Raw genomic sequence first — 19,374 nt, 5'->3', positions numbered from 1 at the left:
CTACAGCAGGTCCAGCAGGATCTACAGCAGGTCCAGCAGGATCTACAGCAGGTCCAGCAGGGCGGCGGCGAACTCGACCGGGCGCTCGATGTTGGGCGAGTGGCCGCAGCCGGTGAAGACGATCTCGCGGTAGCTGCCGCCCGCCGCCGCGTACCGGTCCAGTACGGCACGGGTCTGCCCGACCATCGGCTGGGGCGGGCACGCCTGCGCACCGGGCCAGCCGGGCAGTACGCCGAGCGCGCCGAGCTGGGCCAGGTCGAAGAGGGAGGTGTCCGAGACGATCACGTCGGAGTCGCCGCGTACCCAGGTGACCGGCGGCTTGACCGGTACGGCGACCAGCTCGTCGGCGATCCGGAAGTGCTTCGGCGCCAGGGTGTTCAGCACCCCCCGGTCCCCCGGTGCCATTCCCGGCCAGTTGTCGCTGGGCGCCATGGTGCCCGGGTAGTTGTCGTTGCCGGTCGCGGTGGAGAGCACCGAGTCGAGCAGCAGCTCCTCGTCGGCGCCGAGGCTGGCCGGGTCGGCGACGTACGCGCTGCGCAGTACGCTGCGCGGGCTGGTCCGCGCGTCGGCGCTGCGGTCCCCGGCGGCGAGCCGGGCGACGAAGTCCGGGTTTCCGGTGCCGCCCCCGGTACCGGCGAAGTCCGGCGTGGTCGGGGTGCCGACCAGGTCCCGGGTGCCACCGAAGCCGTACGGCGAGACGGGTGCCGCCAGCAGCAGCCCGGCGACCCGGTCGGGGTGGTCGACCAGCAGCCTCATCGCCACTCCCCCGCCCAGCGAGTGCCCGACCAGCACCGGCCGGGCGCCGGCCGCGCCGAAGAGGGCCGGCTCGTCGAGCAGCGCGGCGACGTCGTCGGCGAAGACTCCCAGGCCACGGGTCGCGTCCACCGGTGCGACCTCGGTGCCGCCGTAGCCGCGCAGGTCGGGGGCGACCAGCCGCAGGTCGGTCGGGAGGTGCCGGATCAGCGGCTGCCAGAAGTCGGCGGACGAGCAGTTGCCGTGGATCAGCAGTACCGGTCGGCCGTCCTCGGGGCCGGCCACCAGCACCCGCTGCCGGATGCCGTTCGCCGTGATCTGGTGTCGCCGGATCTCCATCACAGCGATGATGCCAGCCGGTCCGGGCGCCGGACATGTGGCCGTCCGCCATATCCGGAGGCCGGACAGCGGCTGGGCGCCACCGAACGGGTGCCCCGTCCGTGCACCCAGCTCGACAGTCCGCACGGCGAGGTGTCCCCGGCCGGCCGCCGGCGGTCACTGGAGGGCGAGGTAGGCCCAGGTCATCCCGCCGGCGAGGGCGACGGCACCGCCGATCATCAACAGCATCCGCCGGGACCGCCGCGCGGGCGTCCCCATCAACTGGGTCGGCTCGGCGAGCGCGCCGGCCGGCGGGTCCGCGGGCGGCGCCAGCTGGCGGCGGTACGTCCCCAGCTGGTCGGTGGCGGCGGCGCCCGGGTCGAAGAACCGCAGCTCCAGGTTGCCGAGCCGGATCCGGTCGCCGTCGCGCAGCTCGGTGTGCCCGGAGAGTCGCTCGTCGTTGAGCCAGGTCCCGTTCGTCGACCCGGTGTCGGTCAGCAGCACCCGGCCGGCGGTGAGCTCGACGGTGGCATGCCAGCGGCTGACCTTCGGATCGTCCAGCAGTACGTCGGCGCCGTCCTCCCGGCCGATCCGGCGTACGCCGGGACGCAACCGGAAGCTGGCACCACGCAGTGGCCCGCTCGTCACGGTCAGTATCGGCAACAGATCAAGTTGGTCGGACATGGATTTCTCCATCCGGCTTCGCCCCCCACCGACGCGGCAACGTCGGCCCCCGGGTCAGCTTCCCATCCGACCCCCGCCCGGTTCCACGTCCTGCCGGTCCGAGTCGCGCTGGCCGGGGAGCGGATCCGGGCTCGCCGGTTCGGCCGAGGGGACATCGGGACCCGGCGATCCGTATGCCTACCGGTGGGTAATCTTCGGGTCTAGACTTCCGCCATGACGACCGTGAACGCTCCCGGCGTACCCGAAATCGCCGGCGGCGAGCTGGTCTCCACCAATCCGGCCACCGGAGAGCTGGCCGGGCGGTTCCCGGTCGCCGACGCCGAGGCCGTCCGCCGGGTCGTCGACCGGGCCCGGGAGGCCGGACAGTGGTGGGCCGGGCTCGACTTCGCCGGCCGGCGGGCCCGGTTGCTGCGCTGGCGGGCGCTGCTGGCCAACCGGATCACCGAACTCGCCGAGCTCTCCCACCTGGAGACCGGCAAGCCGGTCGCCGACGCCGTGGTCGAGGCGTTCAGCGCGATCGACCACCTCGACTGGGCGGCCCGGAACGCCAAGCGGGTGCTCGGGCCCCGCCGGATGCGCTCCCGGCTGGTGGTGGCGGAGTTCTCCGCCCGGCTGGAATACCGGCCGTACGGCGTGGTCGGGATGATCGCGCCGTGGAACTATCCGGTACTGACCCCGCTCGGCGCCTTCGGCTACGCGCTCGCCGCCGGCAACGCGGTGGTGCTCAAGCCCAGCGAGTACACCCCGGCCGTCGGGCAGTGGCTGGTCGACAGCTTCGCCGAGATCGTTCCGGAGCAGCCGGTGTTGCAGGCGGTGCACGGCCTCGGTGACGTCGGCGCCGCGCTCTGCCGCTCCGGGGTGGACAAGATCGCGTTCACCGGCTCCACCCGTACCGCCAAGGTGGTGATGGCGGCCTGCGCCGAGACGCTCACCCCGCTCGTCGTCGAGGCCGGCGGCAAGGACGCCGTGATCGTCGACGACGACGCCGACCTGGACGCCGCCGCCGAGGCCTGCGTCTGGGGGGCGCTGACCAACGCCGGCCAGACCTGCATCGGCATCGAACGCGCCTACGTCACCGCACCGGTCTACGACGCGTTCGTCGACAGGGTGGTGGCGAAGGCCGGCCGGCTCACCGTCGGCCCCGCCGGCACCGACCTCGGCCCGATCACCATGCCCGGGCAGATCGCCACGATCCGCCGGCACATCGAGGACGCCGTCGAGCGCGGCGGCCGGGCCGTGCTCGGTGGGCCGGAGGCGGTGCAGCCGCCGTACGTGCACCCGACGATCCTGGTCGACGTACCCGAGGACGCCGACGCGGTCCGCGAGGAGACCTTCGGCCCGACCCTCACCATCAACCGGGTGACCGATGTCGAGGAGGCGTTGCGCCGCACCAACGCCGTCCGGTACGGCCTCGGCGGCGCCGTCTTCGGCCGCCGTCGCGCGGCAGAGATCGCCGCCCGGATGCGCTCCGGGATGACGGCGATCAACTCCACCCTGACCTTCGTCGGGATGCCGACACTTCCGTTCGGCGGGATCGGCGACTCCGGCTTCGGCCGGATCCACGGCGCCGACGGGCTGCGCGAGTTCGCCCGCAGCAAGGCGGTGACCAGACGGCGCGGACGCTCGCTCCTGCCGGCGATGACCTTCGAGCGGACTCCGGCGCAGGTGGAGCGCATCGTGAAGGCCGCCAAAATTATGTACGGGCGGTGATAGCGATCTAACCGATCGTAGGGACAAAAGGACGACTAAGACATCCCTGGCCGCCTCCCGCATCGGTACCGTTCGCCCAATGGGGCTGCACGCGTTGCGATTCCGCCTGGTCGACAGCGAGAACTCCTGGGGTGCCCGGCGGCGAGCACGCCGGGCCGGCTGGCTCGCGGAGACGTTCCCGGACCTGGCCCAGATGTCCGTCATCGACCTCGGCGGACGGGTCAGCACCTGGGCGCAGGCCGGGGTACGCCCGAAACACGTCCACGTGGTCAACCTCGAACAGGCCCCGGCCGACGTACCGGACTGGGCGGAGGTGGACCGGGCCGACGCCTGCGCGCTGCCCCGGCACATCGCCAACCGCCGCTACGACCTCGTCTTCTCCAACTCCGTGCTGGAGCACGTCGGCGGGCACGAGCGCCGGCTGCGGTTCGCCGAGACGGTGCACGCGCTCGCCGACGCGCACTGGGTGCAGACCCCCTACCGCTACTTCCCGATCGAGCCGCACTGGATCGCCCCGGGCATGCAGTTCACCCCGGTCCGGCTGCGGATCGCGCTGGCCCGCCACTGGCCGCTGGCACACACCCGGCCGGACTGCCGGGAGACGGCGGTCCAGCAGGTGCTCTGGACCGAACTGGTGGACCGCTCCCAGATGCGGCACTACTTCCCGCACTCGCAGATCCGGGCCGAACGGCTGGCCGGGCTGATCAAGTCGCTGATCGCGGTCCGCAGCGCCGGCTGAGACCTCGGCTCAGTTCGCGTACGCCGGGTCGGCCAGGCTGACCAGGGTGGCTCCGGTCGAGTCGTCCACCAGGGCGACCCGGACCCGGCCCGGCGCCACCTCGGCGGCCGGTACCGCGAAGACCGCCGTCGCCGGCCGGCCCTGGTAACGGGCCGAGTAGCAGACCATCCGCCAGGACTCCTCCAGCCAGTGTTCCCGGACGTCCGAGGTGAGCAGCCCGGCGACCTGCCGGTACGCGGTACTGAGCTGGAGCTGCTGCACACTGGCCAGCAGTGGTACCCCGGCACCGCCGCGCAGCGGATGGGTGAGCCGGGCGCGGAGCCGGCGCAGCGGCAGCAGCCAGTACGCGTCGAACTCCGGCGACAGCGCGACGATCAGCGCCGCCTCGGCGAGCAGCAGCCCGGCCGAACCGACCGGGTCGCCGGTCAGCGCCGGCAGCCAGTACGCGCCACCGGCCGCGATGCCGAAGAGCCCGGCCAGCACCAGCACGCCGGCCCGGCCGATGCTCCGCCCGGTGACCGGGGTGGCCCTGGCGCTCAGGCAGCCGCACGAGGCGCCGGGCGCGACGCGGCGGGCGTACCAGAGATAGCCGACGAAGCCGGCGGCCAGCGCGGCGGCCGCCACCGGTTCGGCGACCGGGGCCGGCGGCAGCACCAGCAGGACGCCGAGCAGCAGCTCGGCCCCGCCGAGCACCCGGTACGCCGGCACCGCCCGCTCGGCGCCGAGCAGGGTGCCGAGCGCCGAGGTACGCGCCTGCTCGGCGGCCCGCCGGTCGACGAGCTTTATCCGGGCCGACCAGATCAACACGACGCCGACCAGCAGGGACTGGAGCGCCGCCAGGGACTGGAGCATGATGCCCTCCTCTCGTTCCAGGCGTCGGGAAGGGCCCCTCCGGTGCGGACGGACCCTCCCCCACAGCGTCAGTTGGCGGCGTAGACCGTGGCGATGCTGATCTCGTTGGTGTCCGGGTGCCAGGCGCCGATCACCTGGACGTGCCCGCCGACCCGCAGCAGCGAGACGTCGGAGATCGCCGGGGTGCCGTTGTAGACGGCGGCGGTGGTGCCGGGTACGACGTGTCCGACCAGCCGCTTGCCGTGGTGGTCGAGGTGCAGCAGGTTCCGGCCGACCGAGACGATGTGCGCGGTCAGGTTGACGATGTTGGCCCAGAGCGAGTCGGCGGCGAGGGTGCCGTCGGGCAGCCGTACGCCCCGGACGTACATCCCGTCGCCCTTTTCGAGCCGGTCGAAGGTGGTCGGCTGAAACTTCCAGATGCTGGTGCCGTTGGTGACCTGGATCCGGTGCAGCGCACCGTCCGAGCCGGCCAGCAGCACCACGCTGCCGGTGATCGAGGTGACCCGGCCCTCGGCGAAGTTCGGGTCCGGTGCGCCGGGTGCCACCTTCAGCGGTTCGGCGGCGAAGGCCGCCTCCGGGGCGAGCGAGCCGAGTGCGGTGGCTCCGGCGATGCCGGCGCCGCCGAGTACGGCCGTGCTGAGCAGTCGTCGACGGTCCATCGTGGTCGTCATCGTGTGCTCCTCCCTACACCGTGTCGACCGAGCACGGCCGCAGCCCGGTGGAGAGGCTGGCGATCGCGCTGTACGCGGCCGGGGTCAGGTCGATGATGCGGTTGGTTCCGCAGGCCGAGCCGCAGCAGGCACGCTCGCCGCAGAAGAGGTCGGTCTGCGGCCCGCAGTCGGCGATCGAGGTGCCGACCCGGGCCCCGGTGCAGAGGTTGGTGGTGTAGTGCACGAACCCGCAGGTCCGGCGGGAGAGCGGGGTGCCGCAGACGTCGGGTCGGGTGATCGCCAGGCAGGCGGCCGAGGCGTTCGGCCAGGCGTGCTGGAAGTTGCCGGACGTGCAGGTGCCGCAGGCGCCCCGGCCGGTCGACGCGCACGGGCCCCAGGCGCTGCCGCAACAGAACCAGGACACCTCTCCGGTCACAGCTGCCATGATCGGTCCTCCCTTCGGGGGTTAAGGGAAACGACATTGATCAATATTGACGACAATTATTACGGCGAAAATCCACAGAGTCAATCGATGCTTCTGAAAGTTTTCTTCAACTTCACGGCCGGCTCCTGACGGGCGGTCCAGCCCGGTACGCCGGCTGATAGCTGCCAGAAGCTGACCGCAATCTTCGCTAGCCTGCCGGCATGACGACGCCGGCCACCCACCCCTCGCCCGACCCGCCCCGGCAGGACCCGCTGATGCGCCGGTTCAGCACGGCACAGGTCCACGCCCGACGCCTCGACCGGCACGCGCTGGCCACGCCGCTGCCCGCGACCGCCCTGGCCGACGTGCCGGCCCGGCTCGGCGGGGTACACGCCCAGGTCCTCTCCGCCGCCGAACTCGGGATCGGGCTGCGCACCGCCGGGACCACCCGGCGGGACGTACGGACCGCGCTCTGGGACCGACGCACCCTGGTCAAGACCCGTGGCCCCCGGTTCACCGTGCACCTGCTGGCCACCGCCGACCTTCCGATCTGGACCGGCGCACTCTCCGAACTGCCGGTACGCCCGCTGGAACTGCTCACCGACGAACAGGCCGAGCAGGTCGTCACGGCGATCGCCGACGCGCTGCGGGAGGCCGAACTGACCACCGACGAGCTGACCGAGGCGGTGGTCGCGCGCACCGGGCCGTGGGCGGGAGAACCGGCGCTGGCCGCGTTCGGGGGCTGGTGGCCGCGCTGGGTCGAGGCGATGTCACTGGCCACCCGGCGCGGTACGCTCTGCTTCGGGCCGAACCGGGGGCGGCTGGTGACGTACACCAACCCGGCCCGGTGGCTGCCCGGGTTCCGGCCCGCCGACGGGCGTACCGCGCTCGCCGAGGTGCTCCGCCGCTACCTCCACGCGTACGGGCCGGCCACCCCGGCGCACTTCGCGCAGTGGCTGGCCGCGCCGAAACGGTGGGCCGCCGAGCTGTTCGACTCGCTCGGCGACGAACTGGAGCAGGTGACCGTGGCGGAGACCCCGGCCTGGGTACTCGCCGGTGACACCGAACTACCGGCCGAGCCGCCACGCGGGGTACGGCTGTTGCCGTACTTCGACGCGTACCCGGTGGGCTGCTTTCCCCGCGCGGAGGTCTTCCCCGGTCCGGCCGCCACCCGGGCGCTGGCCGGCGGACAGGCCGGCAACTTCCCGGTGCTGCTGGTCGACGGGCGGGTGACCGGGGTCTGGCACCAGCGCCGCTCCGGCCGGCGGATCGAGGTGACCGTGGAGTCGCTGGCCGACCTGACCGCCCGCCAGCTACGGGAGCTGGACGAGCAGGTGCAGCGGGTCGGCGAGATCCTGGAGGGAGACCCCCGGCTCACCCTCGGCGAGGTGGCCGTCGGCCCGCACGCCTGAGCGCGCAGCGCCGCGCATGGTCAGCACCGCCGTCCGCGCTCAGAAGAGCGTCAGCTCGTCCCGCTCGATGCCGCGCAGCCGGTCGTAGTTCACCACCACGCACCGGATGCCCCGGTCGGTGGCGAGCACCCGGGCCTGCGGCTTGATCTCCTGGGCCACGAACATCCCGCTGACCGGGGCGAGCAGCGGATCGCGGTTGAGCAGCTCCAGATAGCGGGTGAGCTGCTCCACCCCGTCGATCTCGCCCCGCCGCTTCACCTCGACCGCCACGGCGGCACCGGCACCGTCCCGGCAGAGCAGGTCGACCGGGCCGATCGCGGTCATGTACTCCCGGCGCACCAGCGTGAACCCCTCGCCCAGCTCGGTCGGGCTGGCGGCCAGCAACTCCTGGAGGTGCGCCTCCACACCGTCCTTGCGCAGCCCCGGGTCGACACCCAGCTCGTAGGAGGTGTCCTGGAAGATCTCCTCCAGGGTGATCCGCAGTTCCTCGCCGGCCTTGTTGACCACCCGCCACACCCCGGGGGCCTCCTCCAGCCGGCACGGCGGGCTCATCCAGTTCAACGGCTTGTAGGCCCGGTCGTCGGCGTGGATCGAGACCGACCCGTCCGCCTTCACCATCAGCAACCGGGTCGCCAGCGGCAGGTGCGCCGAGAGTCGTCCGACGTAGTCCACGGAGCACCGCGCAATCACCAACCGCACCCGACGAGGGTAGCCGAGCGCCCGGATCCCGCTGGGCGCGCCGTCCTGGCGAGTCGGTGCGATCCTGGTAACCGTGTTGGAAGCCCTCACCGGAACCGGTCTCGCGGCATCGGCCGGACTCAACGCGTACATCCCGTTGCTCACCATGGGGCTGCTCGCCCGCTACACCGACGTGGTGAACCTGCCCAGCGGCTGGCAGTGGATATCCAACGGCTGGGTACTCGCGATCCTGGTCGTACTCCTCGCGATCGAGACGGTCGCCGACAAGGTACCGGTGGTCGACCACGTCAACGACGTGGTGCAGACCGTCGTCCGGCCGACGGCCGGCGGGCTCGCCTTCGGCGCGGGTTCCGGGGCGGAGACGGTCACGGTCAGCGATCCGGGCCAGTTCTTCGGCTCCAACCAGTGGGTGCCGGTGGTGATCGGGGTGCTGATCGCGCTCGGCGTGCACGGGGTCAAGGCCGCCGCCCGGCCGGTCATCAACGCCGGTACGGCCGGCTTCGGCGCCCCGGTGGCGAGTACCGCCGAGGACGCGACCAGCGTGGTCTTCTCGCTCTCGGCGATCCTGCTGCCGGTGCTGGTCCTGCTCTTCCTGCTGGTCGTGCCGCTCTTCGTGGTCTGGGTGGTACGCCGACGCCGGCGCCGCCGCGCGGAGCGGAGAGCCGCCAGGGCCGCCGCCCGGGAGGAGTCCATGGTGGACTACTGACCTCCGGGGGCCACCGGGTCGCACGGTCACGGGGCCACGGGGAGGCGTCGGGGCTGGCATCCTCGTCCGGGTGCTCGCGAAGATCTTTCGGGTGTCCCTGGTCACCGTCGCCGCCGCCGCGCTGGTCGGCGCGCTCGTCCTCGTGGTGACCGTGGTCCGCGACGGCACCACGTCGGCGACCCCGCCCCGGTTCGAGCCGGTCCGGGTCACCGCCCCGGCGACCGCCGGCACACCCGGCGGCCCGCCGACGGCCACCCCGGAGCCGAGCACCCCGACCCGGACCCCCGGTACCGCCGCGACGCCCCGGCCGGACCCCGCGATCCGGCCCGGCGCGACCCGACCGGGCACCCGGCCGCCGGTGGTCGACCACGGGCCGCGCTCGGGCAACCTGGTGGCGCTGACCTTCGACGCCGACATGACCGACGCGATGCTCGGCAACCTGCGTACCGGCCGGGCGCGCTCCTACGCCAACCTGCGGATCGTCGAACTGCTGGAGCGGCGGCAGGTCCCGGCGACGTTCTTCCTGACCGGCAAGTGGGTCGAGCGCTATCCGGAGCTGACCCGGCGGCTGGCCGGCAACCCGCGCTTCGAGCTCGCCAACCACACGTACGGGCACCTGGCCTTCACGCCGGACTGCTACGGACTGCCCCGGCTGCCGCCGGGCCGGATGACCGAGGACGTGGCGCGGACGTTCCGGCTGATCGAGCCGTACGGCGGCCGGCAGACCCGCTACTTCCGGTTCCCCGGGCTCTGCCACGACGCCGCCGCGCTGGACGCGCTCGCCCCGCTCGGCGTGACGGTGGTCGACGGGGACGTGGTCAGCGGCGATCCCTTCGCCGGAGCCTGGCGGCCGATCGTCAGGGCGGTGCTGTCGAAGGTCAGGCCGGGCTCGATCGTGGTGCTGCACGTCACCGAGGAGAACGCGGCGATGACCGACGAGGCGCTGCCGCACATCCTCGCCGGGCTGCGGGACCGGGGGCTGCGCCCGGCGCCGCTGTCGGAGGTGCTGGCCGGCGGGTGATCCGGCGGAGGTGCTGACCGGCGGGTGATCCGGCCGACCCGGTGACCGGTACGACCGCTCCGTCACGCATAGTTGACGCATGGCAGAGCAGCTCGCGATCTCCGTACGGGGGTTGCGCAAGGCGTACGGCGGCAACGTCGCCGTGGACGGCGTCGACCTGGCGGTGTCCCGAGGCGAGGTCTTCGCCCTGCTCGGCCCGAACGGCGCCGGCAAGACCACCACGGTGGAGATCCTGGAGGGCTACCGGCGCCGGGACGCGGGCGAGGTCAGCGTGCTCGGTGTCGATCCGGACCGGGCTGACGGGCAGTGGCGGTCCCGGGTCGGCATCGTGCTCCAGGGCACCGGCGAGTTCGACGACCTGACGGTGGCCGAGGTGGTGCACCACTTCGCCGGCTTCTACCCCGACCCGGACGATCCGGACAAGGTGCTCGAACGGGTCGGGCTGGCCGAGAAGGCGAAGGCCCGGACCCACACCCTCTCCGGCGGGCAGAAGCGCCGGCTGGACGTGGCGCTCGGCATCGTCGGCCGGCCCGAGCTGCTCTTCCTGGACGAGCCGACCACCGGCTTCGACCCGGAGGCCCGCCGCGAGTTCTGGGAGCTGATCCGTGACCTGGCCGCCGCCGGCACCACCATCGTGCTGACCACGCACTACCTGGACGAGGCGGAGGCGCTCGCCGACCGGGTCGCGGTGATCACCGGCGGGCGGCTGGTCGAGGTGGCCGCCCCGGCCCGGCTCGGCAACCGGGCGGAGGCGCTGGCCACGGTCTCCTGGCGTACCCCGGAGGGTGTCGTGGAGCGGGTCGAGACCGCGACACCGGCGGCGCTGGTCACGGAGCTGGCGGCGCGGTTCGGCGGCGAGGTGCCGGGGCTGACCGTGACCCGGCCCACCCTGGAGGACGTCTACCTACGGATGATCGGGCACCGATGAGCATGTCGACCACCGCGGCGGAGACCGCCAGCAGGCCGCCGGCCGCCGCGCCGGGCCGGCGGGTCGGGCCGGTCGCGCTCGGCCTGCGTCAGGGCCGGCTGGAGGTACGCCAGTTCCTGCGCAGCCGCGAGTCCGTCGTCTTCACCATGCTCTTTCCGGTGGTGATGATCCTGATCTTCGCCTCGATCTTCCGGGGCGAGATCGGCGGCGGGGTCCGGTTCACCCAGTACTTCGTCACCGGCATGATCGCCACCGGCCTGATGACGGTCGGCTTCCAGAGCCTGGCCATCCAGATCCCGATCGAGCGGGACCGGGGCGTGCTGAAGCGGCTGCGCGGCACCCCGATGCCGAAGTGGGTCTACTTCGTCGGCAAGATCATCATGGTCGCCGTGATCGGCGTCGCCGAGACGGTACTGCTGCTCGCCGTCGCCGTGCTGCTCTTCGACCTCACCCTGCCGCAGTCCGCCGACGCCTGGCTCACCCTGCTCTGGGTCTCGGTACTCGGCATCACCGCCTGCACGCTCTGCGGCATCGCCTTCTCCTCGCTGCCCCGGACGGGGCGCGGGGCGTCCGCCACGGTGACCCCGGTGGCCCTGGTACTCCAGTTCATCTCCGGGGTCTTCTTCGTCTTCACCGACCTGCCGGGCTGGATGCAGCAGGTCGCGGCGATCTTCCCGCTGAAGTGGATGTGCCAGGGCCTGCGCTCGGTCTTCCTGCCCGGGTCGTTCGGCGCCCAGGAGCCGGCCGGTTCCTTCGAACTCGGCCGGGTCGCCCTGGTCCTCGGTCTCTGGTGCGTCGCCGGCCTGGTGCTCTGCCTGACCACCTTCCGGTGGACCAGCCGCCGCGACGGCTGACCCCCGACCGCTCAGTACGAGTAGAAGCCCTTTCCGGTCTTCCGCCCCAGGTCACCGGCGGTGACCATCCGCTGCAACAGCTCCGGCGGGAAGAACTTCTCGTCGGCGGTGTCGGCGTAGATGTTCTTCGTCGCGTGCAGCAGCACGTCGGCACCGGTCAGGTCGGTGGTGGCCAGCGGCCCCATGGCGTGCCCGAAGCCCAGCTTGCAGGCGGTGTCCAGGTCCTCCGGCGAGATCACCCCGGACTCGACCAGCTTGACCGCCTCCATCACCAGGGCGGTGATCAGCCGGGTGGTGACGAAGCCGGCGATGTCCCGGTTGACCACCACGCAGGTCTTGCCGATCTCCTCGGCGAAGGCCCGCACGGTGGCCAGCGTCTCGTCGCTGGTCTTGTAGCCCCGGACCAGCTCGCAGAGCTTCATCATCGGCACCGGGGAGAAGAAGTGGGTGCCGACGACCGACTCCGGCCGGTCGGTGGCGGCGGCGATCTGGGTGACCGGGATGGCCGAGGTGTTGGTGGCCAGCACCGCGCCGGGGGCGCAGATCCGGTCCAGTGCCCGGAACACCTCCTGCTTGATCTCCAGCCGCTCGAAGACCGCCTCGACCACGATGTCGGCGTCGGCCGCCGCCTCCAGCTCGGTGGTCGGGCTGATCCGGTCCAAGGTCGCCTCGACCTCGTCGGCTCCGATGGTGCCCTTGGCCGCGAACTTCTCCAGCGAGGTGCGGATGCCGGAGAGGCCCCGGCGGGTGGCGGCGTCGTCGAGGTCGCGCAGGGTCACCTGCCAGCCCGCCCGCGCCGCGACCTGGGCGATGCCCGAACCCATCAGACCGGCCCCGATGACCGCGAGTCGACCCGCCATGTGCTCACTCCTTCGGCTGGATTGTGTCCTCGCAGAGCACCTTAACGGTCGACCCCGGCACCGCTACCGGTCGGTAACAGGTTCGGGCCGGCGACACCGCGGGGGCATGTCCGCGGTGCCGCCGGCCCGAGCGGTCGTCGCGGGGCCGCGACGGGTCAGCTGGCGCGCAGCGGCGCGAGCGCGGTGCTCCAGGCGACGGTCTGGTCGAGTACGGCGCCGAGGGCGTCGGCCTGGTGCGGGCCGGGCTTGAAGACGCTGTAGTTCTCGAAGTCGCTGTGCAGCGAGAGCGCCACCTGGGCCCGTACGTCGGCCATCATCAGCTCGCCGGCGACCAGGCGCAGGTGCTCGACCGCCCGGGCGCCACCGACCGAGCCGTAGCTGACGAACCCGACCGCCTTGTTGTTCCACTCGGCGAAGAGGAAGTCGATGGCGTTCTTCAGCGCCCCGGAGGTGGAGTGGTTGTACTCCGGGGTCACGATGACGAACCCGTCGAACGACGCGATCTTGGCAGCCCACTCCAGGGTGTGCGGGTTGGCGTACTGGCCCATGCTCGGCGGGATCGCCTCGTCGAGGTGCGGCAGCTTGTAGTCCAGCAGGTCGATCAGCTCGTACTCGGCGTCGCTGCGCTGGCTGGCGATGTCGTACACCCAGCGGGCCACGGCCTCGCCGTTGCGGCCGGGGCGAGTGCTGCCGAGGATGATGGCAATTCTGGTCATTGCTGGTTGTTCCCCTCCGGAATGAGCAGCACCCACGTGCTTGCCGCGTCAAGGAAATATCCCGATACTTGCTTTGTCAAGCAATCGCCGTGCTACTGTGTTCTGCATGACAGCCCCGTTGCCTCCGCTGAGCAGCGAGGAGGAGGCCGTCGTCCGGGCCCTGGGCCGGGCGATCATCGTCGTGCCGCGCGCGCTGGACGCCGACCTGACCCGCGAGCAGCGCCTGTCGATCAACGAATACAGCGCGCTGATGCACCTCTCCGAGGCGCCCGACCGCCGGATGCGGATGAACGAACTCGCCACCGCCTGCGACCTCTCGCTCAGCGGGATGACCCGGATCGTCACCCGGCTGGAGCAGCAGGGCTTCGTCGAACGCATCCGCTGCTCCGAGGACGCCCGAGGCTGGAACGCGGTGCTCACCGGCGCCGGGCTGACCCGGCTCGAAGCGGCGTACCCGACCCACCTGGCCAGCGTCCGGCGGCACATCGTCGACCACCTCGACGGGCTGGACCTCGGGCAGCTCGCGGACGCGCTGCGCCGGTTCGCCACGACCGGCCGGTGCGCGGAGCACTCGACCCCGGAGTCCGGGGCCGCCTCCTGACCGGGCCGGCCGCCCCGTCATAACGTGAACGCCGGCTCTTCGGGAGCGGTCGCCCGCTCCACCTCCACCCCCAGGCTCCGCAGGTCGGCGATGAAGTCCGGATAGCCCCGGTCGACGTGGTGCACGTGCGAGACCTCGGTCACCCCGTCGGCGCAGAGCCCGGCGATCACCAGACCCGCGCCGGCCCGGATGTCGGTGGCCCGCACGGGGGCGCTGGAGAGCCGCTCCCGCCCCCGGACGACGGCGTGGTGCCCGTCGGTCTTGATGTCCGCACCCAGCCGGGCCATCTCGTTCACGAACATGAACCGGCCGTCGAAGATGTTCTCGGTGACCAGCGACGCCCCCTCGCTCACCGAGGCCAGCCCGATCGCCATCGGCAACAGGTCGGTGGCGAAACCCGGGAACGGCAGGGTCACCACGTCCACCGCCGACGGCCGCCGGTCCAACTGCACCCGGAAGGCGTCCGGCCGGGTCTCGACCAGGCAGCCGGCCGAGACCAGCTTGTCCAGCGCGATCTCCAGGAAGGCCGGGTCGGCGCCGGTCACCGTGACGTCGCCCCGGGTCATCGCCGCCGCGAAGGCCCAGGTGCCGGCGACGATCCGGTCGCCGACCGTGGCATGCCGGACCGGACGCAGCTCGGGGACCCCCTCGATGCGCAGCATGGAGGTGCCGGCGCCGTCGATCCTGGCACCCATCTGGGTCAGCATCTCGCAGATGTCGACGATCTCCGGCTCCCGGGCGGCGTTGTCGATCTCGGTGACGCCCCTGGCCAGTACCGCCGCCATCACCAGGTTCTCGGTCGCGCCGACACTGGGGAAGTCGAGCCAGATCGTCGCGCCGTGCAGCCCACGGGGTGCCGAGGCGATCACGAAGCCGTGCTCACCGGAGATCTCCGCACCCATCCGGGCCAACCCGGCCACGTGCATGTCCAGCCCGCGTGAGCCGATGGCGTCGCCGCCGGGGTGCGCCACCCGGACGTACCCGCGCCGGGCCAGCAGCGGGCCGAGCACGCAGATCGAGGCGCGCAGCCGGCGTACCAGGTCGTAGTCCGCCTCGGTACCCGGATCCGTCGGCACGTCGATCGTCACCGAACAGGACCGGGGCGGGCCGTCGTCCCCACCGTCGGCACCCTCGTCGTCGGCGAACGAGACCGCGCAGCCCAGCCGGCGCAGCACCTCGGCCATGATCGCGATGTCGGTGATCCGGGGTACGTTGGTGATCACGCTCCGTCCCGGTGCGAGCAGCGCCGCGGCCATCAGTTTCAGCGCGGAATTCTTGGCACCCACGACGTGCACCCGGCCCTCCAGCCGGGCGCCGCCACTGACTCTGATCACGTCCACGTCGCAAATCGTAGAGTCGTCCGCCCCACCCGGCCCGGTGCCGTCGGGCCAGCCCTGCCCCGTACCCGGCTCGGGCCGGGCCGTCTCGGCCGCCGTCGACGTCCGTACGCTGTTCGTCATGGCCGTCCACCTCACCCGCATCTACACCAGGACCGGCGACGCCGGCACGACCAGGCTCAGCAACAACGAAGAGGTCCCGAAGACCGGCCCGCGGATCGGCGCGTACGCCGACGTCGACGAGTGCAACGCCTCCCTCGGGGTGGCGCTGGCCCTCGGCCAGCTCGACGAGGACGTCCGCGCCGTGCTCGGCACGATCCAGAACGACCTCTTCGACGTCGGCGCCGACCTCGCCACCCCGGTCGAGCCGGAGCCGGCGTACCCGCCGCTGCGGGTCACCGAGGAGTACGTGGCGCGCCTGGAGGAGTGGTGCGACCGGTACAACGCGCGACTGGCCAAACTCGACTCCTTCGTCCTGCCCGGCGGCACTCCGGGAGCGGCCCTGCTGCACGTGGCCCGCACCACCGCCCGGCGGGCCGAGCGCTCGGCATGGGCCCTGGTCAGCGCAGAACCAGATCGAACCAGCCCTCTCCCGGCAAAGTATCTCAACCGTCTCTCGGATCTGCTCTTCATCCTGGCAAGAACCGCGAATCCGGCCGGCGATGTGCTATGGGTGCCGGGTGGCGGGCGCTGACCCGGCCGAGTCCGGTGACGCCCCGGGCGGCGTGACCCCGGACCACCCGCCCGGCCCGTCCGGCGGGCTGCACCACGTGGAGATCTGGGTGCCGGACCTCGACCGGGCCGCCACGAGCTGGGGGTGGCTGCTCGGCGAGCTGGGCTGGACGGCGTACCAGAGCTGGCCGGCGGGCCGATCCTGGCGGCACGGCCCGACCTACCTGGTGCTGGAGGAGTCCCCGGCGCTCTCCTCCCGGCGACACGACCGGCTCGCGCCGGGCCTCAACCACCTGGCCTTCCACGCCGGCCCGCCCGCCGCCGTGGACCGGCTGGTCGCGCTGGCCCCCGGGTACGGCTGGTCGCTGCTCTTCGCCGACCGCCACCCGTACGCGGGCGGGCCGCAGAGCTACGCCGGCTACCTGACCGACGGTTCCGGGTACGAGGTGGAACTCTGCGCCTCGTCACTCCCCGTCCCCGGCGGCTGACCGGCCCGGCGTCTCCCGGCCGCCCGGGGCACGCCGCCGTCCCGCCGGACCGGTCGGCCGGGGCGGCTGCCGCAGCGGGGAGAAGCGGGCCGACCGGAGCCGTCGGGGCAGGGCCCGCACCGCCGGCCCGGACCTCGGCGCGCCCCGACGCGGCTGCCGGCCACCCCGGCCCGGAGCGGCCGGTCGAGCGCCACCGGCGGGCCGGGACCGGCCTGCGGGGTACCCGGACGGGCCGGCCCGGAGCCGACGGTGCAGCCAGCCCCCGGCCGCCACCACGGCGGTGGCCACCAGCACCAGCCCGGCGACCGGCCCGACCACGGCGGTGAGCCCGGCGTAGGAGATCCCGACCCCGTAGCCGAGCAGGACGGTGCCGGGCACCCAGACCGCGACCCCGACCGCGTTGAAGAGCACGAACCGCCGGTACGGCACTCCGGCCGCGCCGGCCACCCGGGCCACGAGGGTACGCCCGAACGCCCGCCACCGGCCGAGCAGGATCGCGGGGCCGCCCCGGTCGAGGACCAACGCCTCGGCCCGTCGCCAGCGCTCGACACCGATCCACCGGGCGAGCCGACCGGCCCGGACCCGGGCGCCGGCCAGCCGGCCGTGCAGATAGCCGAGCTGGTCACCGGCGAAGGCGGCCACGGTGCAGACGACCAGCGCGGTGACCAGGTCCAGATAGCCGCTCCGGGCGAGCAGTCCGATCGCCAGCATCGTGCCGGCGGCCGGCACCAGGATGCCGGCCAGCACGCCCACCTCGGCGGCGAGCAGCGCCCCGGCGGCCAGATACAACCAGCCCGGCGGCAGGCCGGTGAGCCGGTCGACGAGTCCGACGGCGGGATCCACCCCTACACCGTGCCCGGTACGTCCACCGGTCGGCGTCGTGCCGCAAGCCGCACCGGCTCCGCCGACTGGCCGGTTCCCGACCGTCGGCCCCTAGGGGCAGACCCCGTCGGGATCACCGGAGCCCCGGCGGGACGGCACCGGCGGCGCCGGAGGGGCTCTCGTCCCGGCCCGGCCCGTCCAGGACGATCGGCCGGAAGTCGTCGTCGACCAGACCGAGCCGGTGCGCCACCACCGCGGCCTGGACCCGGTTGCGCAGCCCGAGCTTCTCCATCGCCGCCGAGACGTGCGTCTTGACGGTGGTGACCCCCAGGTGCATCCGGGCGGCGATCTCGGCGTTGGAGAGCCCGGCGCCGACCAGGGCCAGCACCTCGCGCTCCCGGCCGCTGAGCAGCCGGCGCCCCGACGGGCGTACGTCCTCCGAGCCGCGCTCGGTGTCCTCGGTGTGCGCCTGCAACGCCCGGTGCACGATCCGGGCCAGTACGGCCGGCGCGAGCAGCGGCTCGCCCCGGGCCGCCCGGCCGACCGCGTCCACCAGATCCTCCGGGGCGCCGTCCTTGACCAGGTAACCGATCGCACCGGCGCCGAGCGCCCCGTAGATGTTGGCGTCGTCGGCGAAGGTGGTCAGCACCAGCACCCGGGTCGCCGGGTGCTGGTCGAGGATCCGCCGGGTCGCCTCGATGCCGTCCATCCGGGGCATCCGCAGGTCCATCAGCACCACGTCCGGGCGGAGCCGCTCGGCCAGCCGAACCGCCTCCCGCCCGTCGCCGGCCTCGCCGACGATGTCGAACCCGCCGGCGGTACGCAGCAGCAGGGTCACGCCGGCCCGGACCAGGGCCTGGTCGTCGACGACCAGGACTCGTACGGTCACCGGGACCGCCCGGTCGGCTCCGCGTCCACGGCCCGGGTCGTCGGCTTCGCGCAGATCGCCGCGGTCTTCTCCCGGATCGGCAGGTGCGCGGCGAGCCGCCAGCCGCCGCTGCCGGTGGGGCCGGCGAGCAGCGTGCCGCCGAGCAGCCGGACCCGTTCGCGCATGCCGGCCAGTCCGTGCCCGGAGGGCGGCAGCAGCGACGGCCGGGGCTGTTCCGGGCCGTTGTCGAGCACCTCGACCAGCAGGCCGGTGCCGTCCGGCCGGATGTCGACCGAGGCGGTCGTGCCCGGTCCGGCGTGCTTGAGCGTGTTCGTCAGCCCCTCCTGCACCACCCGGGCGGCGGTGGTACGCACCACCAGCGGCGCCTCGCCCACGTCGCTGGCCAGGTTCATCTCTACCGCCACCCCGGCCGCCCGGACCCGCTGCTCCGCATCCATGATCAACTGCTCGGGCTCGATCGGCGGCCCGCCCGCCACGATCGCGTCCGGGTCACGCAGCACCTCCAGCAGCGCCCGCAGCTCGTCGAGCACCTGGCCGGCGGTGACCCGCAACTCCCCCAGCGCTTGCACGGCGTCGTCCACCCGGCCGGTACGCCGGGCCGCGTACTGCGCCGCGCCGGCCTGCAACGCGATCGCTCCCACGTGGTGCGCGACGATGTCGTGCAGGTCACGGGCGATGGCGGCCCGCTCGGCCAGCCGCGCGGCCCGGGTCTGCACCTCCTGCTGCGCCTCCACCTCCCGGGCGCGCTCCTCGGCCGACTGGGCCACCCGGCGCACCCCGCCGAGGTAGCGGGCCAGGGCGACCGGGGCGACGGAGATCCCGAAGAAGCCGGCGAGCTGGACGAAGCCCTGCTGCCCGGGGAGCAGCCCCTCGCTGTCCGGGCCGATCAGGTGCACCAGCGACGCCGCGTACGACAGCCCCAGCGCCACGGCGGTGGCCGGCCAGTTGGCGGCGTACGCGATGATCCCGAGCGCGGTCAGGGCGCCGAACTGGGCGACGTCGCCGCCCAGCGGTGCGGTCCAGTTGGCGGAGCTGAGCAGCAGGCACTCGATCAGCAGTACCGGCCAGGGCCAGCGGCGGGCCGCCACCAGGATCAGTCCGGCGGCCACCGTCACCAGCAGTGGCAACGGTCTGCTCTGCACCACGGGCCAGCCAAGTTTGACCAGCCCGAAGGCGCCGCCGACCAGGCCCATCAGCACATCGGGCCACCATCTCCGCCGTCCCCGCACGCCGGCAACG

At 73.0% G+C, this 19,374-nt stretch carries 22 protein-coding genes; 10 read left to right on the top strand and 12 right to left on the bottom strand.

Annotation, left to right across the window (positions count from 1 at the left end):
• Positions 1 to 42: 42 nt before the first annotated feature.
• Complete coding sequence (locus tag C6361_RS20805; protein ID WP_107268719.1) at positions 43 to 1,092, bottom strand: alpha/beta fold hydrolase; 1,050 nt, start codon at positions 1,090 to 1,092, stop codon at positions 43 to 45.
• 156 nt (positions 1,093 to 1,248) lie between these two features.
• Entirely contained in the window at positions 1,249 to 1,755 is a 507-nt protein-coding gene (locus C6361_RS20800; RefSeq protein WP_199853030.1) for an FHA domain-containing protein, read from the bottom strand.
• A 213-nt stretch (positions 1,756 to 1,968) separates the two neighbouring features.
• On the opposite strand from C6361_RS20800, the gene C6361_RS20795 reads away from it, so the two are divergent.
• Both C6361_RS20795 and C6361_RS20790 read left to right on the top strand, forming a co-directional pair.
• Entirely contained in the window at positions 1,969 to 3,465 is a 1,497-nt protein-coding gene (locus C6361_RS20795; RefSeq protein WP_107268718.1) for an aldehyde dehydrogenase family protein, read from the top strand.
• Between the two features lie 79 nt (positions 3,466 to 3,544).
• Complete coding sequence (locus C6361_RS20790) at positions 3,545 to 4,204, top strand: class I SAM-dependent methyltransferase (protein WP_107268717.1); 660 nt, start codon at positions 3,545 to 3,547, stop codon at positions 4,202 to 4,204.
• A 9-nt stretch (positions 4,205 to 4,213) separates the two neighbouring features.
• Here C6361_RS20790 and C6361_RS20785 read toward each other — a convergent pair whose 3' ends face one another.
• The 3 genes from C6361_RS20785 to C6361_RS20775 form a co-directional block, all read right to left on the bottom strand.
• Positions 4,214 to 5,056, bottom strand: coding sequence for a MauE/DoxX family redox-associated membrane protein (locus C6361_RS20785; RefSeq protein WP_107268716.1), 843 nt, complete (start codon positions 5,054 to 5,056; stop codon positions 4,214 to 4,216).
• A 68-nt stretch (positions 5,057 to 5,124) separates the two neighbouring features.
• On the bottom strand, positions 5,125 to 5,727 hold the full coding sequence (locus C6361_RS20780) for a cell wall protein (RefSeq protein ID WP_107260412.1): 603 nt from the start codon (positions 5,725 to 5,727) through the stop codon (positions 5,125 to 5,127).
• A gap of 13 nt (positions 5,728 to 5,740) precedes the next feature.
• Complete coding sequence (locus tag C6361_RS20775) at positions 5,741 to 6,151, bottom strand: hypothetical protein (protein WP_107260414.1); 411 nt, start codon at positions 6,149 to 6,151, stop codon at positions 5,741 to 5,743.
• 200 nt (positions 6,152 to 6,351) lie between these two features.
• On the opposite strand from C6361_RS20775, the gene C6361_RS20770 reads away from it, so the two are divergent.
• On the top strand, positions 6,352 to 7,542 hold the full coding sequence (locus C6361_RS20770; RefSeq protein ID WP_107268715.1) for a winged helix DNA-binding domain-containing protein: 1,191 nt from the start codon (positions 6,352 to 6,354) through the stop codon (positions 7,540 to 7,542).
• A gap of 39 nt (positions 7,543 to 7,581) precedes the next feature.
• Here C6361_RS20770 and nucS read toward each other — a convergent pair whose 3' ends face one another.
• A complete protein-coding gene (nucS, locus tag C6361_RS20765) occupies positions 7,582 to 8,241 on the bottom strand; it encodes an endonuclease NucS (RefSeq protein ID WP_107260418.1) in 660 nt (219 codons plus the stop codon).
• 73 nt (positions 8,242 to 8,314) lie between these two features.
• Between nucS and C6361_RS20760 the strand changes: the two genes are divergently transcribed.
• The 4 genes from C6361_RS20760 to C6361_RS20745 all read left to right on the top strand — a co-directional run bounded on the left by C6361_RS20760 (position 8,315) and on the right by C6361_RS20745 (position 11,750).
• Positions 8,315 to 8,947, top strand: coding sequence for a DUF4126 domain-containing protein (locus C6361_RS20760; protein WP_107260420.1), 633 nt, complete (start codon positions 8,315 to 8,317; stop codon positions 8,945 to 8,947).
• 70 nt (positions 8,948 to 9,017) lie between these two features.
• On the top strand, positions 9,018 to 9,968 hold the full coding sequence (locus C6361_RS20755) for a polysaccharide deacetylase family protein (RefSeq protein WP_234358916.1): 951 nt from the start codon (positions 9,018 to 9,020) through the stop codon (positions 9,966 to 9,968).
• Positions 9,969 to 10,047: 79 nt separating this feature from the next.
• Entirely contained in the window at positions 10,048 to 10,896 is an 849-nt protein-coding gene (locus C6361_RS20750) for an ABC transporter ATP-binding protein (RefSeq protein ID WP_107260422.1), read from the top strand.
• Positions 10,897 to 10,898: 2 nt separating this feature from the next.
• The gene (locus C6361_RS20745; RefSeq protein ID WP_107268714.1) at positions 10,899 to 11,750 is read left to right on the top strand and encodes an ABC transporter permease; all 852 of its coding nucleotides are present in this window, start codon (positions 10,899 to 10,901) and stop codon (positions 11,748 to 11,750) included.
• 11 nt (positions 11,751 to 11,761) lie between these two features.
• Here the strand turns inward: C6361_RS20745 and C6361_RS20740 are convergent, their stop codons facing one another.
• Together C6361_RS20740 and C6361_RS20735 are read right to left on the bottom strand one after the other, a co-directional pair.
• On the bottom strand, positions 11,762 to 12,610 hold the full coding sequence (locus tag C6361_RS20740) for a 3-hydroxyacyl-CoA dehydrogenase family protein (RefSeq protein ID WP_107260426.1): 849 nt from the start codon (positions 12,608 to 12,610) through the stop codon (positions 11,762 to 11,764).
• A 155-nt stretch (positions 12,611 to 12,765) separates the two neighbouring features.
• On the bottom strand, positions 12,766 to 13,326 hold the full coding sequence (locus C6361_RS20735) for an NADPH-dependent FMN reductase (protein WP_107260428.1): 561 nt from the start codon (positions 13,324 to 13,326) through the stop codon (positions 12,766 to 12,768).
• 106 nt (positions 13,327 to 13,432) lie between these two features.
• On the opposite strand from C6361_RS20735, the gene C6361_RS20730 reads away from it, so the two are divergent.
• Complete coding sequence (locus C6361_RS20730; RefSeq protein ID WP_107271066.1) at positions 13,433 to 13,927, top strand: MarR family winged helix-turn-helix transcriptional regulator; 495 nt, start codon at positions 13,433 to 13,435, stop codon at positions 13,925 to 13,927.
• Positions 13,928 to 13,944: 17 nt separating this feature from the next.
• Here the strand turns inward: C6361_RS20730 and murA are convergent, their stop codons facing one another.
• On the bottom strand, positions 13,945 to 15,387 hold the full coding sequence (gene murA, locus C6361_RS20725) for a UDP-N-acetylglucosamine 1-carboxyvinyltransferase (protein ID WP_107260432.1): 1,443 nt from the start codon (positions 15,385 to 15,387) through the stop codon (positions 13,945 to 13,947).
• On the opposite strand from murA, the gene C6361_RS20720 reads away from it, so the two are divergent.
• Both C6361_RS20720 and C6361_RS20715 read left to right on the top strand, forming a co-directional pair.
• Positions 15,386 to 15,958, top strand: a complete 573-nt coding sequence (locus C6361_RS20720) for a cob(I)yrinic acid a,c-diamide adenosyltransferase (RefSeq protein ID WP_107271065.1) — start codon at positions 15,386 to 15,388, stop codon at positions 15,956 to 15,958. The genes murA and C6361_RS20720 overlap by 2 nt on opposite strands.
• A 31-nt stretch (positions 15,959 to 15,989) precedes the next feature.
• A complete protein-coding gene (locus C6361_RS20715; protein ID WP_234359641.1) occupies positions 15,990 to 16,424 on the top strand; it encodes a VOC family protein in 435 nt (144 codons plus the stop codon).
• On the opposite strand, the gene C6361_RS20710 is transcribed toward C6361_RS20715, so the two are convergent.
• The 3 genes from C6361_RS20710 to C6361_RS20700 all read right to left on the bottom strand — a co-directional run bounded on the left by C6361_RS20710 (position 16,401) and on the right by C6361_RS20700 (position 19,364).
• Entirely contained in the window at positions 16,401 to 17,267 is an 867-nt protein-coding gene (locus C6361_RS20710; RefSeq protein WP_107268712.1) for a DedA family protein, read from the bottom strand. The genes C6361_RS20715 and C6361_RS20710 overlap by 24 nt on opposite strands.
• Positions 17,268 to 17,379: 112 nt before the next feature.
• Positions 17,380 to 18,135 carry a response regulator transcription factor gene (locus C6361_RS20705; RefSeq protein ID WP_107260438.1) on the bottom strand — a complete coding sequence of 252 codons (756 nt, stop codon included), beginning with the start codon at positions 18,133 to 18,135 and terminating at the stop codon, positions 17,380 to 17,382.
• Positions 18,132 to 19,364 (bottom strand): sensor histidine kinase, encoded by a 1,233-nt coding sequence (locus tag C6361_RS20700; protein ID WP_159079396.1) that lies wholly within the window; start codon positions 19,362 to 19,364, stop codon positions 18,132 to 18,134. The genes C6361_RS20705 and C6361_RS20700 overlap by 4 nt, the downstream gene beginning before the upstream one ends.
• Between the last annotated feature and the right edge of the window lie 10 nt (positions 19,365 to 19,374).

The sequence above is a fragment of the Plantactinospora sp. BC1 genome, assembly GCF_003030345.1.
Classification (GTDB): Bacteria; Actinomycetota; Actinomycetes; order Mycobacteriales; family Micromonosporaceae; genus Plantactinospora.
Note: the sequence above shows the minus strand (reverse complement) of the source record. Positions and strands in the feature narration are given on the sequence as shown.

Excerpts from the sequence above, each read along its gene's own strand:
- C6361_RS20750 (WP_107260422.1), top strand. The coding sequence starts at position 10,048 with ATGGCAGAGCAGCTCGCGATCTCCGTACGGGGGTTGCGCAAGGCGTAC.
- C6361_RS20730 (WP_107271066.1), top strand. The coding sequence starts at position 13,433 with ATGACAGCCCCGTTGCCTCCGCTGAGCAGCGAGGAGGAGGCCGTCGTC.
- C6361_RS20720 (WP_107271065.1), top strand. The coding sequence starts at position 15,386 with ATGGCCGTCCACCTCACCCGCATCTACACCAGGACCGGCGACGCCGGC.
- C6361_RS20785 (WP_107268716.1), bottom strand. The coding sequence starts at position 5,056 with ATGCTCCAGTCCCTGGCGGCGCTCCAGTCCCTGCTGGTCGGCGTCGTG.
- C6361_RS20740 (WP_107260426.1), bottom strand. The coding sequence starts at position 12,610 with ATGGCGGGTCGACTCGCGGTCATCGGGGCCGGTCTGATGGGTTCGGGC.
- murA (WP_107260432.1), bottom strand. The coding sequence starts at position 15,387 with ATGACGAACAGCGTACGGACGTCGACGGCGGCCGAGACGGCCCGGCCC.
- C6361_RS20745 (WP_107268714.1), top strand. The coding sequence starts at position 10,899 with ATGTCGACCACCGCGGCGGAGACCGCCAGCAGGCCGCCGGCCGCCGCG.
- C6361_RS20780 (WP_107260412.1), bottom strand. The coding sequence starts at position 5,727 with ATGACGACCACGATGGACCGTCGACGACTGCTCAGCACGGCCGTACTC.
- C6361_RS20735 (WP_107260428.1), bottom strand. The coding sequence starts at position 13,326 with ATGACCAGAATTGCCATCATCCTCGGCAGCACTCGCCCCGGCCGCAAC.
- C6361_RS20800 (WP_199853030.1), bottom strand. The coding sequence starts at position 1,755 with ATGTCCGACCAACTTGATCTGTTGCCGATACTGACCGTGACGAGCGGG.
- C6361_RS20805 (WP_107268719.1), bottom strand. The coding sequence starts at position 1,092 with ATGGAGATCCGGCGACACCAGATCACGGCGAACGGCATCCGGCAGCGG.
- C6361_RS20775 (WP_107260414.1), bottom strand. The coding sequence starts at position 6,151 with ATGGCAGCTGTGACCGGAGAGGTGTCCTGGTTCTGTTGCGGCAGCGCC.
- C6361_RS20790 (WP_107268717.1), top strand. The coding sequence starts at position 3,545 with ATGGGGCTGCACGCGTTGCGATTCCGCCTGGTCGACAGCGAGAACTCC.
- C6361_RS20795 (WP_107268718.1), top strand. The coding sequence starts at position 1,969 with ATGACGACCGTGAACGCTCCCGGCGTACCCGAAATCGCCGGCGGCGAG.
- C6361_RS20770 (WP_107268715.1), top strand. The coding sequence starts at position 6,352 with ATGACGACGCCGGCCACCCACCCCTCGCCCGACCCGCCCCGGCAGGAC.